Source organism: Psychromonas sp. B3M02, assembly GCF_003318165.1.
In the GTDB taxonomy this organism is placed as follows: domain Bacteria; phylum Pseudomonadota; class Gammaproteobacteria; order Enterobacterales; family Psychromonadaceae; genus Psychromonas.
In genome coordinates this window covers 12,987-27,888 of sequence record NZ_QOCB01000034.1, presented here as the reverse complement: position 1 = coordinate 27,888, position 14,902 = coordinate 12,987, and the positions used below count along the sequence as shown (strand labels likewise).

General features: G+C 40.0%; 11 protein-coding genes and 4 tRNA genes. All 15 read left to right on the top strand.

The window, feature by feature from the left end; genetic code table 11:
- The first annotated feature begins 237 nt into the window (after positions 1–237).
- Complete coding sequence (alaS, locus tag DS885_RS05065; RefSeq protein WP_113818316.1) at positions 238–2,865, top strand: alanine--tRNA ligase; 2,628 nt, start codon at positions 238–240, stop codon at positions 2,863–2,865.
- A 41-nt stretch (positions 2,866–2,906) separates the two neighbouring features.
- Positions 2,907–4,139 carry an aspartate kinase gene (locus tag DS885_RS05060; protein WP_113818315.1) on the top strand — a complete coding sequence of 411 codons (1,233 nt, stop codon included), beginning with the start codon at positions 2,907–2,909 and terminating at the stop codon, positions 4,137–4,139.
- Between the two features lie 98 nt (positions 4,140–4,237).
- Entirely contained in the window at positions 4,238–4,420 is a 183-nt protein-coding gene (csrA, locus tag DS885_RS05055; RefSeq protein ID WP_113818314.1) for a carbon storage regulator CsrA, read from the top strand.
- A gap of 1,496 nt (positions 4,421–5,916) precedes the next feature.
- Positions 5,917–6,009, top strand: a tRNA-Ser gene (locus tag DS885_RS05050).
- A gap of 18 nt (positions 6,010–6,027) precedes the next feature.
- A tRNA-Arg gene (locus tag DS885_RS05045) sits at positions 6,028–6,104 on the top strand.
- A gap of 63 nt (positions 6,105–6,167) precedes the next feature.
- A tRNA-Arg gene (locus DS885_RS05040) sits at positions 6,168–6,244 on the top strand.
- Positions 6,245–6,324: 80 nt separating this feature from the next.
- Positions 6,325–6,401, top strand: a tRNA-Arg gene (locus tag DS885_RS05035).
- 569 nt (positions 6,402–6,970) lie between these two features.
- The gene (locus DS885_RS05030; RefSeq protein WP_113818313.1) at positions 6,971–7,225 is read left to right on the top strand and encodes an OadG family transporter subunit; all 255 of its coding nucleotides are present in this window, start codon (positions 6,971–6,973) and stop codon (positions 7,223–7,225) included.
- A gap of 32 nt (positions 7,226–7,257) precedes the next feature.
- Positions 7,258–9,054: a sodium-extruding oxaloacetate decarboxylase subunit alpha gene (oadA, locus tag DS885_RS05025; protein ID WP_113818312.1), complete on the top strand. Its 1,797-nt coding sequence runs from the start codon at positions 7,258–7,260 to the stop codon at positions 9,052–9,054.
- Positions 9,055–9,076: 22 nt separating this feature from the next.
- A complete protein-coding gene (locus DS885_RS05020) occupies positions 9,077–10,195 on the top strand; it encodes a sodium ion-translocating decarboxylase subunit beta (RefSeq protein WP_413694287.1) in 1,119 nt (372 codons plus the stop codon).
- Positions 10,196–10,277: 82 nt separating this feature from the next.
- The gene (locus DS885_RS05015) at positions 10,278–10,685 is read left to right on the top strand and encodes a YqaA family protein (protein WP_113818310.1); all 408 of its coding nucleotides are present in this window, start codon (positions 10,278–10,280) and stop codon (positions 10,683–10,685) included.
- 197 nt (positions 10,686–10,882) lie between these two features.
- Positions 10,883–12,463 carry a glutamate--cysteine ligase gene (gshA, locus tag DS885_RS05010; RefSeq protein WP_113818309.1) on the top strand — a complete coding sequence of 527 codons (1,581 nt, stop codon included), beginning with the start codon at positions 10,883–10,885 and terminating at the stop codon, positions 12,461–12,463.
- 153 nt (positions 12,464–12,616) lie between these two features.
- Positions 12,617–13,231, top strand: coding sequence for a transglycosylase SLT domain-containing protein (locus DS885_RS05005; protein WP_113818308.1), 615 nt, complete (start codon positions 12,617–12,619; stop codon positions 13,229–13,231).
- Between the two features lie 47 nt (positions 13,232–13,278).
- Positions 13,279–13,788 (top strand): S-ribosylhomocysteine lyase, encoded by a 510-nt coding sequence (gene luxS / locus DS885_RS05000; protein ID WP_113818307.1) that lies wholly within the window; start codon positions 13,279–13,281, stop codon positions 13,786–13,788.
- A gap of 178 nt (positions 13,789–13,966) precedes the next feature.
- A complete protein-coding gene (locus DS885_RS04995) occupies positions 13,967–14,890 on the top strand; it encodes a LysR substrate-binding domain-containing protein (protein ID WP_113818306.1) in 924 nt (307 codons plus the stop codon).
- Positions 14,891–14,902 lie beyond the last annotated feature (12 nt).

The window sequence follows — 14,902 nt, the reverse complement described above, 5'->3', positions numbered from 1 at the left end:
TTAGCGCTAACCTGCCTAGTTAGTGACTTTCTTGTGAATTAGTTGAACATCTCATTTTATTATTTATCTAAAAACATCCTGTTGCTTAAAAAATTATTGCTATCTCTGCATTTATAGCTACTTTCGCCTCACCCAGTGGCGTGATATATTAGCCTCCATTTATTTTTGATCTGTTTAGGGCTTAAATCCTCCTTGTTTTAAGAAAGCCTAAATCGACACTTTTACACGGAATATATCATGACTAAATCGACCTCTGATATTCGCCAAGGATTCATGGACTTCTTTGGTAAAAAAGGGCATCAGACAGTGAGCAGCAGTTCACTTGTTCCTGATAATGACCCGACGCTGCTATTTACAAATGCAGGGATGAACCAATTTAAGGATACTTTTTTAGGTTCTGAAACAAGATCTTACACGCGTGCAACTTCAAGCCAACGCTGTGTACGTGCTGGTGGTAAACATAACGATTTAGATAACGTGGGTTACACTGCGCGTCACCATACTTTCTTTGAAATGTTAGGTAACTTTAGCTTTGGTGATTACTTCAAAGAGCAAGCCATTGCATTCTCGTGGGAATACTTAACAGAAGAGTTGAAGATTCCAAAAGAAAAACTGTTAGTAACAGTTTACGAAAGTGACGATGAAGCATTTTCATTATGGGCTGATAAAATCGGCGTACCAGAAGATAAAATTATCCGTATCGGTGATAAATCACCTGAGAAAAAATTTGAATCAGATAACTTTTGGTCAATGGGTGATACAGGACCTTGTGGTCCTTGTTCAGAGATTTTCTATGATCACGGTGAGCATATTTGGGGTGGTCCTCCAGGTTCTCCAGAAGAAGATGGCGATCGTTTCATTGAAATCTGGAACCTAGTATTCATGCAATACAATCGTCTTGCTGATGGCACCATGGAAAACTTACCAAAACAATCTGTTGATACTGGTATGGGTCTTGAGCGTATTTCTGCGATCATCCAAAATGGTCATTCAAACTACGATATCGACCTTTTCCAAGGCCTGATCAAAAAAGTAGCGGACGTCACTGGTGCAAAAGATCTTGAAGATAAATCTTTACGCGTAGTGGCTGACCATATTCGTTCATGTGGTTTCTTAATCTGTGACGGTGTCATGCCTTCTAACGAAGGGCGTGGTTATGTATTACGTCGTATTATTCGTCGTGCTGTTCGCCATGGGCATAAGTTAGGCGCACAGGGTGTATTCTTCTATAAAGTTTACGAAGAGCTGATTAACCAAATGGGTCAAGCGTACCCTGAACTTGAAAAACAACGTGAGTTTGTAGAAAAAATATTACGTTTAGAAGAAGAGCAGTTCGGTAAAACACTAGAGCGTGGTCTGCAAATCTTGGATAACGAATTAGAAGCGTTAACTGGCTCTGTTATTCCTGGTGATCTTGTATTCAAACTGTACGATACTTACGGTTTCCCTGCTGATTTAACGGCAGATATCGCACGTGAGCGTGAATTAACTATCGACCAAGATGGTTTTGATGCAGCAATGACTGAGCAACGTACACGTGCTCAACAAGCGAATAACTTCGGTAAAGATTACAACGATGTTTTAAAAGTTGAAGATAAAACTGAGTTTCTTGGTTACCAAACTTTAGAAGCTGAAGGTACTGTTGCTTCGTTAATTAAACAAGGTGAGTTTGTACAAACCTTAGCTGAAGGTGATAACGCGCAAGTTATTTTATCGCAAACACCATTTTACGCTGAATCGGGCGGTCAAGTCGGTGATGCTGGTGTATTAACATTCGGCGATACAAAATTTGTGGTTACTGATACTAAAAAATCAGGTGATGCATTCCTACACATTGGTTACTTAAGCACTGGTACATTAACGGTCGGTGATACGCTGCAAGCACACGTAGAAGCTGACCGTCGTAAAGCAATTGCCTTACATCACTCTGCAACGCATCTATTACACGCTGCATTACGTGAAACGTTAGGTGAGCATGTTACGCAGAAAGGTTCATTATGTGATGCTGAGAAATTACGTTTTGATTTTTCTCACTTTGAAGCGCTGTCAACTGACACATTAAACAAAGTGACTTACTTAGTTAACCAAGCGATTCGCGATAACTTTGAAGTAGTAACTCAGCTGATGGACATTGATCAAGCTAAAGAGAGCGGTGCAATGGCTCTATTTGGAGAGAAGTACGATGACATGGTGCGTGTTGTGACAATGGGCGACTTCTCAGTTGAACTTTGTGGTGGTACACATGCTAAACGTACTGGTGATATGGGCTTATTCCTTATCACATCTGAAGCAGGTACGGCTGCTGGTGTACGTCGTATTGAAGCGGCTGTTGGTGATGCAGCGAGTGACGTATTACAAAATCTTCGAGAGCAATTCAACAAGGCTTGTGATCTAGTTAAAGGTGATACTTTCACATTAGGTGAAAAAATCCTAAGTACGTTAGAGCGTAATAAAGCACTAGAGAAAGAGTTAGCACAATTAAAAGCGAAAATGGCTAGCGAGGCTGGCTCTAATCTAACTGACCAAGCCGTTGACGTGAATGGCGTAAAAGTTGTTGTTGCTCATATGGAAGGGGTAGACCCTAAATCATTACGCACTAGCGTTGATGAGATGAAGAACAAACTACAATCAGGTGTTGTGGTATTAGCAACAACCGTAGGTGACGATAAAGTTAGCCTAGTGGTTGGTGTGACTAAAGACCTAATTGGAAAAGTAAAAGCAGGTGAATTAGTGAATGTTGTTGCTGTTCCTGTTGGTGGTAAAGGTGGCGGCCGTCCAGATATGGCGATGGCTGGCGGAAACAACCCAGCTGCTTTAAAAGATGCATTAGCGTTAGTTAACCCATGGTTAACCGAACGTTTGTAAGAATTTGGAGTCTATACCCGTGAGTATAGCAAGGAAATGAGATGGCACTGATAGTTCAAAAATATGGCGGTACTTCAGTTGGTACTGTTGAGCGTATTAAAGCGGTTGCGGATAAAGTCAAAGCAACGAGAGAAGCGGGTCATGATGTAGTGGTTGTTTTATCTGCAATGTCAGGTGAAACAAACCGTTTAATTGCCTTAGCAAAAGAGTTTATTGAGAAACCAAGTGCACGTGAAATGGATGTGCTGTTAACAACTGGTGAGCAAACGACCATTGCATTATTATCAATGGCGTTGCATAACCTAGACGTTGAAGCAGTATCAATGACCGGTGATCAAATTCGCATGAAAACGGATGCAAGTCACTCTAAAGCACGTATTTTAAATGTTGAGACTGAGAACCTTCAGAAACATTTAAAAGCGGGTAAAGTAGTGGTTGTTGCTGGTTTCCAAGGTCGTAGTGAAGATAACAACATCACCACATTAGGTCGTGGTGGTAGTGATACTTCAGCAGTCGCCATTGCCGCTGCATTAAAAGCCGATGAATGTCAGATCTATACTGATGTTGATGGCGTATATACTACTGACCCACGTGTTGAGCCAAATGCACGTCGTCTTGATAGCATCACTTTTGAAGAGATGTTAGAAATGGCTAGCTTAGGCGCTAAGGTATTACAGATCCGCTCTGTAGAATTTGCAGGAAAATACAACGTGCCACTACGTGTACTTTCTAGTTTTAAAGATGGTGGTGGTACGTTAATTAGTTACGAGGAAAATAAAATGGAATCTCCTGTTATCTCTGGCATCGCATTCAACCGTGATGAAGCGCGTTTAACTTTATCTGGTGTGCCGGATCAGCCAACCATTGCTGCTCAAATTCTTTCTCCTATTGGTGCTGCCAACATTGATGTAGATATGATTGTGCAAAACACACTAGGTGATGGTAAAACTGATTTTACTTTCACTGTACACCGTGATGATTACGAAGAAGCAACGAAACTATTAAATGTAGTATGTACTAAGTTAAGTGCAGATTCAGTACAAGGTAATAACGAAATTGCTAAAGTATCTATCGTTGGTGTAGGTATGTGGAATCATCCTGGTGTTGCACAAAAAATGTTTGAAACATTAGGTGCTGAAGGGATCAACATGCATCAAATTGCTACTTCTGAAATTAAAATCTCAGTATTAGTAGATAGTAAGTATTTAGAATTGGCTGTACGTGCTTTACACAAAGCATTTGAGCTTGAGACTGAACCAAAGCAAGAAAAATAAACTATGTCATAACACAGTAAAATAAATGGTATTTTTACTGTGTTATGAGCCATACTGATTAATCAATATATTCAATCGAATAATTTAGGAGCTTAAATATGCTAATTTTGACCCGCCGTGTTGGCGAAACGCTAATGATCGGTGACAACGTGACTGTGACAGTATTAGGTGTTAAAGGTAATCAAGTACGCGTTGGTGTAAATGCGCCAAAAGACGTATCTGTTCACCGTGAAGAGATCTACATGCGCATTCAAGCAGAAAAGAACGCAACAGCCAGTTAAGTAAGTTTTTAACCTGTTGCCTGTTACTTTTGTGCATAGAGGCTAAAAGCCGCTATTAACAGTAATAAACATGATTTTTGAAAAGAAGAGCTAATTAGCTCTTTTTTTATGTCTGTTGTTTTTTGTTTGGTTGGTTTTGACCTCGGCTTTGACCCTCGACCTTTGGCGCTGAGCGAAAGACGACTGCCTATTACCATGGGCGGAAGAGCTCTGCGATTCCTTTTCTTTTCGTTTATATGCACAACTTACGTAACATCTTTTGAACTTGGGGCGCTGGCTTCAGCCTGCAGTATTTTGAGTGTTGGTTTTTATCTTGGGCCGCTGGGCTAATTAGGCTATAGCCTAGTGCCATAAGCGGAAGAACTCTGCGATTTCTTTTCTTTTCGTTTATATACACAACTTACGTAACATCTTTTGAACTTGGGGCGCTGGCTTCAGCCTGCAGTATTTTGTGTGTTGGTTTTTATCTTGGAATGCTGTCCCTAAGTCGCTTGTTTTGATTTTAAGTCTTGACCTGTTGTATTTGGCTCATCTACGTTCGTCTAGGCTGTTTGATATTTACTAGCAGTGTTTTCGCCATGTCGGCGACACGACTTTCTTTTACCAGAAAAGAAAGTAGGCAAAGAAACTGGCACCGAATCATTTTCTCATCCAAATTCTTTATTACTTTTATAACGTACCGGCTCTTATGGCACATCCCTGTACCAAACGAGCCTAAGCCAAACGTCCTGTTTGGCTTTACTAAAAGTAATAAAGCATTTGGGAAAACGCTACGGCGATGAGTTGTTACCGTAATGCTATAAGGTCATTGTTAAGAGTATTGGTTCCTGCTTTAGTCTGAGGTATCTTGTGTGTTGGTTTTGAACTTGGGGCGCTGGCTTCAGCCTGCAGTATTTTGTGTGTTGGTTTTGACCTTGGGCCGCTGGGCTAATTAGGCTATAGCCTAGTGCCATATGCGGAAGAACTCTGCGATTCCTTTTCTTTTCGTTTATATACACAACTTACGTAACATCTTTTGAACTTGGGGCGCTGGCTTCAGCCTGCAGTATTTTGTGTGTTGGTTTTGATTTTGGGCCGCTGGGCGAATTAGGCTATAGCCTATTACCATGAGCGGAAGAGCTCTGCGATTTCTTTTTAACCTCGTTTTTCATTTTAGGCTTTATTTAGCATTCATTTACGTTAGCGGTTTAATTCCTTTCAGTATTTTCCATGACTTTTAGGGCAAACTTAAATGTGTTGCGCTATTCATTGTCGCTTTCTTTAATTATTTCCGCTGTTTTTAGTTATTACTGGGCTTTTAAATCGAATTTTTGGGAGTGATGCTTAACTTAGTTACACTGCTTTAATAATAAAACCTGTTTTCAGACTGCTTAAAAACACTCCATTTAACCTAAAAAAGCAACACTTTGTTTAATTAGCAAGCAAGCGAAACTTTTTCTTCAAAAAAAGTTTGACTTGTTTTCATAAGACAGTAATATGTGCGCCAACAAGACGACGGTGGGGTGGCCGAGTGGCCGAAGGCGCTCCCCTGCTAAGGGAGTAACGGGTTTATAGCCTGTTCGAGGGTTCGAATCCCTCCTCCACCGCCATTCTTGTAGATTCTTAAAGCGGGTGTAGCTCAGCTGGATAGAGTACCTGGCTACGAACCAGGCGGTCAGGGGTTCGAATCCCTTCACCCGCACCATCTTTCTATTTGCACGAAAAGACGGTGAGCTTAAGAATTGAATAAAAACAAAAGAATATCGCGGCGGGTGTAGCTCAGCTGGATAGAGTACCTGGCTACGAACCAGGCGGTCAGGGGTTCGAATCCCTTCACCCGCACCATTCTTTAAGGCTTACCTTTGGTAAGTTTTTTTGTTTTTAGAGCTTTATTAATATTATTCCCAATAATATTAAACACCAATGCGGGTGTAGCTCAGCTGGATAGAGTACCTGGCTACGAACCAGGCGGTCAGGGGTTCGAATCCCTTCACCCGCACCATTTCTTTATTTTCCTACTATTTCACATAATATTTATTCAATAAATCCGAATTATAATTCAATTTTTGCTTTCCCATTAAATCCCTGTATTTATTTATATTCTTTATACTTTTTGATGTTTTTTATAAATTGCTTGAGCGCTTTTATTACCTTTATTTTCCAGCCTGTTTTTTATTTAGGATAACTGCATGTTTATTTAGTTTGATTGCAAATTAAGTCATGTTTTATATAGGAAATGTGCAGCATAAAATACCTAGAAATAACATTAAATAGTGCACTTTAAATCTCAACTCTGCTTAGTGGGTCAACTTCGTTGACTTTCATTTTATAGGCCAAACCAGTACAATAAACTGCTGCCGGATAATATTTTATTAATAGTGATATATATTAATGAGTTAATTTAATTAAATAACTTATTAATGATTCATTATTACTAAATCGGAACAGATTCTGGCAGGTATTCAAAGTCCACTTTATCGCGACATAAAATATACATTAATTGAATAAATATTCACTTTTGTAGTTGTCATCGGTCAAGTTGGATATTTATAAAAGGATAAGGATACGTCTATGGATATTTCAGGCTCTTTAGTTACTGCTTTAATGTTACTGGGTCTTGGTATGGCATTTGTTTATTTGTTTTTAGGGTTATTATTTATTTGTATTACGTTAATGGCGAAATACATCCCTGCAGATAAACCTGTTGCAACCCCACAAAGAAAAGCACCTGCTGTTCCTACAGCGAGTGACACTCAGGTTAACCCACAAGTCATTGCTGCTATTACCTCAGCAGTGCAACAATACCGTAAAGCACAATCAGCATAATGGACAAGAAATTAATAAAGGAGCAAGTGAATATGTCTAAGCCTCTAGCAATCACAGAAGTTGTGTTACGTGATGCACACCAATCATTATTTGCAACACGCATGCGCATTGACGATATGCTACCCATTGCAGAGAAACTAGATAAAGTAGGTTACTGGTCTTTAGAGACATGGGGCGGCGCTACTTTTGATTCATGTATTCGTTATTTAGGTGAAGATCCTTGGGATCGTATTCGCGCTTTAAAAGCAGCGATGCCTAATACACCACAACAAATGCTATTAAGAGCACAAAACCTATTAGGTTACCGTCATTACGCTGACGATGTGGTGCAAAAATTTGTTGAACGTGCACATACTAATGGCGTTGATGTTTTCCGTATCTTTGATGCGATGAACGATCTTCGTAACTTTGATACGGCGATTAAATCAGCAATCGAAGTTGGCGCACATGCACAAGGTACGCTGTCATACACGACCAGCCCTGTTCATACTATTGATGGTTGGGTAGATATGGCAAAACGTCTTGAAGATATGGGTTCTCACTCTATCTGTATTAAAGATATGGCCGGCCTATTAAAGCCTTATGTGGCAGAAGAGCTAGTAACCAAAATTAAAGCCTGTACTGATATTCCATTAGCGTTACATTGCCATGCAACAACTGGATTAAGTGTTGCTACACAACAAAAAGCGATCGATTCAGGTGTTGATATTATCGATACAGCGATCTCATCAATGAGTATGACTTACGGTCATTCACCAACAGAAACACTGGTTTCTATTGTGGAAGGCACTGCACGTGATACTGGGTTAGATCTGCATCAATTAGAAGATATCTCTTCTTACTTCCGCGAAGTACGTAAAAAGTACGTTAAGTTCGAAGGCGAATTAAAAGGGGTTGATCCTCGTATTTTATTAGCGCAAGTACCTGGTGGCATGTTAACTAACATGGAAAGCCAGCTTAAACAGCAAGGTGCTGGCGATAAAATGGATGAAGTATTAAAAGAGATCCCACGCGTCCGTGAAGATCTAGGCTTTATTCCACTAGTAACTCCAACGTCGCAAATTGTAGGTACACAGTCGGTTATTAACGTATTAATGGGTGAGCGTTACAAAAACATCACGAAAGAAACCGCTGGTGTATTAAAGGGCGAGTACGGAGCAACGCCTGCTGCCGTTAATACTGAACTGCAAGCAAAAGTATTAGATGGAGCGAGTGCCATTACTTGTCGTCCTGCTGATAATATCGCACCAGAAATGGCCTCTATTGAAGCAGAATTCAAGAAGTTAGCAACAGAAAAAGGCATTAAAGTTGCTGAGAACGAAGTGGATGACGCATTGATTTATGCGCTATTCCCTGAGATTGGTTTGAAATTCCTAGAGAACCGTAATAACCCAGATGCCTTTGAACCTGTACCAAGTGCAGACGATATGATGGTCGCGTCAACAGCGAAAGAGCCAGAGGCTTATTCTGTTTCAGTTGATGGTCAATTATATACAGTACAAGTTGGCCCAGAAGGCAGTATTGATGGTATTGCGCCAGTTAAAGCGAATGGTGCTGCGCTTCAAACAACATCATCAGGTTCAGCTCCTGCCGCGCCAGTTGCCACAACGGGAGTAGGCGAAGATGTACCTGCACCTTTAGCGGGTAATATCTTTAAAGTACTGTCAAAAGTTGGTGATCAGGTTAATGAAGGTGACGTTTTATTGATCATGGAAGCGATGAAAATGGAAACAGAGATACGTGCGCCTAAATCAGGCACAGTGCAAGCAGTCAATATCCGCGAAGGTGATGCGGTTGCTGTAGGCGAATCATTGTTCTTAATTGGTTAAGGAAGATAACGTGAATGGATTAATGACACTATGGGCAGATACTGGGATTGCAAATTTCCAGTGGCCCGAGCTAGTGATGATGGCGGTAGGGGCTTTGTTATTGTACCTAGCCATCGCGCGTAAGTTTGAGCCTTTATTACTATTACCTATTGGGTTTGGTGCTATTTTAGCGAATATCCCAAATGCTGGTTTTAATGATGAAGGTGGCATGCTTTATTACATCTACCATATCGGGATTGAAACGGGAATTTTCCCATTAATCATCTTTATGGGGGTTGGGGCGTTAACTGATTTTGGTGCGCTTATCGCAAACCCTAAGACATTATTCTTAGGGGCTGCAGCGCAGTTTGGTATTTTTGCGACGTTATTTGGTGCGATTTTATTAAACTTAGTACCTGGGTTTGAGTTTAGCTTGGCGGATGCTTCAGCGATTGCCATTATTGGTGGTGCAGATGGACCTACAGCTATTTTCTTAGCCTCTAAATTAGCCCCTGATCTGTTGGGCGCGATTGCGGTTGCTGCATACTCATACATGGCCTTGGTTCCGATTATCCAACCGCCTATTATGCGTGCATTAACAACACCTGAAGAGCGCCAGATTAAAATGGAACAGCTACGCCCAGTGAGTAAAAAGGAAAAAATCATTTTCCCACTGGCGGTATTGTTTATGACTATTCTATTTTTACCTGCTGCAACGCCACTAGTTGGCATGTTCTGTTTAGGTAACTTAATGCGTGAGTCTGGTGTAGTGGATCGTTTAAGCTCTACAGCACAAAACGAGCTGATTAACATCGTGACTATTTTCCTAGGCTTAGGTGTTGGTTCTAAATTGTCTGCTGATAAGTTCTTAAACTTAGAAACCTTAGGTATTTTAGGCTTAGGCGCAGTAGCCTTCTCAATTGGGACTGCATCTGGAGTCTTAATGGCAAAAGGCATGGGGCGTTTCTCGAAAAGTCCAATTAACCCTCTGATTGGTGCAGCAGGTGTTTCTGCGGTACCGATGGCCGCACGTGTAGCGAATAAAGTTGGCTTAGAAGCTAATCCACATAACTTCCTACTCATGCATGCGATGGGACCAAACGTAGCTGGGGTACTGGGTAGTGCTGTAGCTGCGGGTGTGTTGTTAGCGATTGTGGGTTAACACATTCATTTAGTACTGTTTAGTCTCTAAGGCCACTATCTTATAGTGGCCTTTTTTATGTTTAATTAATTGGAGTTCGGTAATGAGCGATTACTGGCTGTTATTTAGCAGTGGTTTTATCTCGTCGACATTATTTCCTGGTGGTTCAGAAGTGTTGTTTGTTTATTATCTAAAACAACAGTTGAGTTTAAAGTGGGGATATTTCTTAGCGGTAACCTTTGGAAATAGTTTAGGCGCAGTAACCACTTACTTATTAGGTTATTACTTCTCTTGGGGTCAAGAAAAAGCGGCATTAAAATACCCTAAAACCTTAGCTTTTTGTAAGAAGTGGGGAAACCTTGTTTTACTGTTAAGTTGGTTGCCGGTTATTGGTGATGTTATCTGTTTATTTGCTGGTTGGTTGAGGCTAGCACGTGCGACTGCTTTCTTAAATATTGTACTTAGTAAAAGCATTCGCTATCTGTTTTTGATGTGGTTGTTTATTTTTTAATAATGAATAGCATTTTTCAGCATTATAAATACTCTTTTACAGGTGTGAAATAATGCAAAGAAGCCAATAAATAGGGGGGCCATTGGAACAAATGTTCATGTTCTTGCTTTTACTGGCGACTTTCAGAAAATCCTTATTTAGTTCAATGAAGTTCGGTGGTAAAGTTAGCGCTCTAAAAATTACTCAGGGGCTAACTTTTGTCTAACAATTTTCAACAGCGTATCACTATCCTCAGCAAATACTCTAACAGTCTCACTGAATTTGGTCGCGGTATAGAGCGCGAAACATTACGTGTAAATGAAGACGGAAAATTATCTCAGGAGAAGCACCCAAGTGCTTATGGTTGCGCATTAACGCATGACTCGATCACTACTGATTTTGCTGAAAGCTTATTAGAGTTTATTACGCCTGTTGCTAAGGACGTAGAGCAGCTTTTTGATTACTTAAATGATATTCACCACCATGTGGCTGTAAATTTACCTAGCGAGCAATACTTATGGCCAATGAGTATGCCTTGTTATGTACAAACTGAAGATCACGTTGAATTAGCGCAGTTTGGCACCTCTAATATTGGTCGAATGAAAACCACTTATCGCCAAGGTTTGAAAAATCGCTACGGTAGTATGATGCAGATTATTTCTGGCGTGCATTATAATTTCTCATTGCCAAGTGATTTTTGGGATGTGTGGCCTGAACTACATAACTCTCCATTAACAGGACAAGCTGCACAATCAGCAGGTTACATGGGGCTGATTCGAAATTACTTACGCTATGGCTGGGTTATCCCTTATTTATTTGGCGCTTCACCTGCAATTTGTAAGTCTTTTCTGCAAGGGAAAGAGACTACATTATCTTTTGAAAATACGGGTAAAGGGACTATCTACTTACCTTACGGGACTTCATTACGTTTAAGTGATTTAGGCTATACCAACAGCTCGCAGTCTGGTTTGAATATTTGTTACAACAATTTAGATAATTACCTAACGAGTGTACGTAAAGCGCTATCAATGAAGGACCCTAGCTTCACTGAAATGGGGGTTGTCAAAGATGGTGAGTACTTACAACTAAATGACAATGTGCTGCAAATTGAGAATGAGTTATATGCATCGATTCGTGCAAAACGCGTACAGACTGGCAATGAAACTCCCTCTCAAGCACTTAAAGCTCGTGGCATTGAATACATTGAGATTCGTTCATTAGACGTTAACCCATTCTGTAAGTTAGGCATCACCAAGGAACAAGTACATTTCTTAGATTTGTTCTTAACTTGGTGTGCAAGTGTCGCGTCTCCTGAGTTATCTCAAGAAGAATACAAAGCCTGCGCGAGTAACTTTAACGACGTCGTGACTAGAGGCCGTGATCCTGAATTAACATTAACCATCGCAGAGCAAACATTTGATGTGGCAGGTTGGGGTGAATGGTTAAATTCGCAACTAATGGAAATGGCGATTGTATTAGATAAAAATAATGATGATGATTGCTACCAAAATGCAATGCAGCATATTAGTCCTCGCTTTAGTCACCCAGAGTTGACAAGTTCAGCACGTATTTTAGAGCGCATTAAACAGACGCAAGGCGATAATGGTTCATTAGCGTTACAGTTAAGTAAGCAATACAAAACAGAGCTTACAGAGCAACCTTATGCTGTTTGGTCTGAGCAAGTGTTTGCTGAGCAGAAGCAAGAATCTATCGTTAAGCAAAAGCAAATTGAAGATGCAGATACATTATCTTTCCCTGACTTTTTAGCCAATTACTTTGCTAACGCAAATAAAGCATAATCATTAATAATGGAGTAGATAAGGAGACTTATCTACTTCGACTTCGACTTTATTGATAGTGTTGCATCGCATCATTTTATGATTGGTTTATTTAATAACCTGTAACGTCATCTTATAATGAGTACCTTGCCAGTAAATAGGAAATCAAATCAGATGTATTTAGTTAAAAAATTAAGTCTGTTACTTTTCCCATTATCATTAATGGCTTGTTCTACTGCTCCACCAGAAAACCCTGAAAATATTTGTGATATCTTTTTTGAGTACCGTGATTGGTACACAGCTTCAAAAGAGATGAATGAACGTTGGGGTACGCCTATTCATGTGCCGATGGCCATGATGTATCAAGAAAGTAGTTTTAAACATGATGCTGCTCCACCGATGGAGTATTTTTGGTTTATCCCCATTGGCCGAGTTAGTGATGCCTATGGTTATGCTCAAGCTCGCGATGCGGCTTGGGGCGATTATCAGAGAGAATCAGGCAATAGTTGGTCAGATCGTGATGACTTTGATGATGCCATCGACTTCATGGGGTGGTTTACTTATAAGACCCATAAAATAAATGGTATTTCAAAGTGGGATGCATATAACCAGTATTTGAATTATCATGAGGGCTGGACAGGTTATAAAAATAAAACCTATAACCAGAAGGCTTGGTTGATTAATGTATCAAAACAAGTGAATGCACGTTCCAAGCGTTATGCAACACAGTTAAGAGGTTGCCAGGAAAATTTAGATTCAAGTTGGTTATGGCGTTTATTTTTCACATAACGAGCTGAACACGATTAAAACACCTAACTTAGTAAAAAGGAAAGACCATGCCATTATTAGATAGCTTTACCGTTGATCATACGATCATGAAAGCACCAGCTGTGCGTATTGCTAAAACAATGCAAACGCCAAGCAAAGATACAATTACTGTATTTGATTTACGCTTTACCGCACCTAATAAGGATATTTTATCAGAGAAGGGTATTCATACACTTGAGCATCTTTATGCTGGATTTATGCGTGATCACCTAAACAGCGATAAAGTAGAGATTATTGATATCTCACCAATGGGGTGTCGTACCGGTTTTTACATGAGCCTTATTGGCGCGCCAACAGAAGATCAAGTGGGTAAGGCTTGGTTAGCAGCAATGCAAGACGTATTAAACGTTGCTGATCAAAACGAGATCCCAGAGTTAAACGAATACCAATGTGGTACCTATGCAATGCACTCGCTTGAAGAAGCAAAAGAAATTGCTCAAGCAATTATCGATGCGGGTATTGGTGTAAATAAAAATGATGATATCTCTTTATCAGAAGCGCAATTACAAGCTCTGTAATTCTACAGATTAACCGTTTATTGTTCTAAAAGGCTGCTTTGCAGCCTTTTTATTGTTAGTAAAAACAACCTCCTATCTTCCTTATTTAATCACCTAATATTCAGTTACTTGTTTCATATCAAGTATCAAAATAATTGATAGTTTACATTGATAGCAAATCAACTAGCTATGAAACACTATGAAATACACATTGAAACAACTGCAAGTTTTTAATGCCATCGCCAGTAACCAAGGGGTCAGTAGGGCTGCCGATGAGTTATGCATGACACAATCTGCTGTTAGCATGTCTTTAGCTCAATTAGAAAACCTATTGGATAGGCCTTTGTTTATTCGTCATGGAAACCGCTTAACCTTAAGCCATTGGGGACGTTGGCTAAGGCCACAAGCTAGAAAACTCATTCAAAACGCAGAACAAATCGAACAAGGTTTAAAGGATCAGAATTTGATTAGCGGTTCTTTGTCATTATGTGCAAGCCAAACACCTGCTAAGCACCTCTTACCACGTTTAATCAGCAATATTGATAGTGACTTCCCCGAATTACGTATTGAGCTAACGGTTAAGAACAGTGAAGAGGTGATTCGAGGGTTATTAAATCATGAGTTTGAATTAGGCATTATTGAAGCAAGAAATGATGATAGCAGGGTAATGCAAGAAGCAATCGTAGATGATCATCTAGTGGTTTTCACTAACCCTTATCACCCTTATGCAAACGATCAAAAAGTGAATTTAGCACGTTTGGAGCAAGCTCGTTGGATATTACGAGAACACGGCTCTGGCACAAGAAGGATCTTTGAAAGTGCAGTTTATGGATTAATAGAACAGCTAGACGTGTGGAAGGAATATGAAAGTGTTGCTGTGATCAAGGAGTTAGTCAAAAATGGTGTGTATTTGGGATGCTTGCCGTTATTGGATGTTCATCAAGAAGTCGCTAGTGGGGAGTTGGTTATTTTAGATACGCCGGATTTGAATATGCAACGTAGTTTATCCTTTGTCTGGTTAAATGAGCTAGGGGATAACCCTTTAAAAGAGTGCGTGATGACCGAGGCAAAAAGATTAGTGCGCGACGCAAAAAAAAATAAGGTTAAGCATTTTTATGATTAACCTTATGTTATT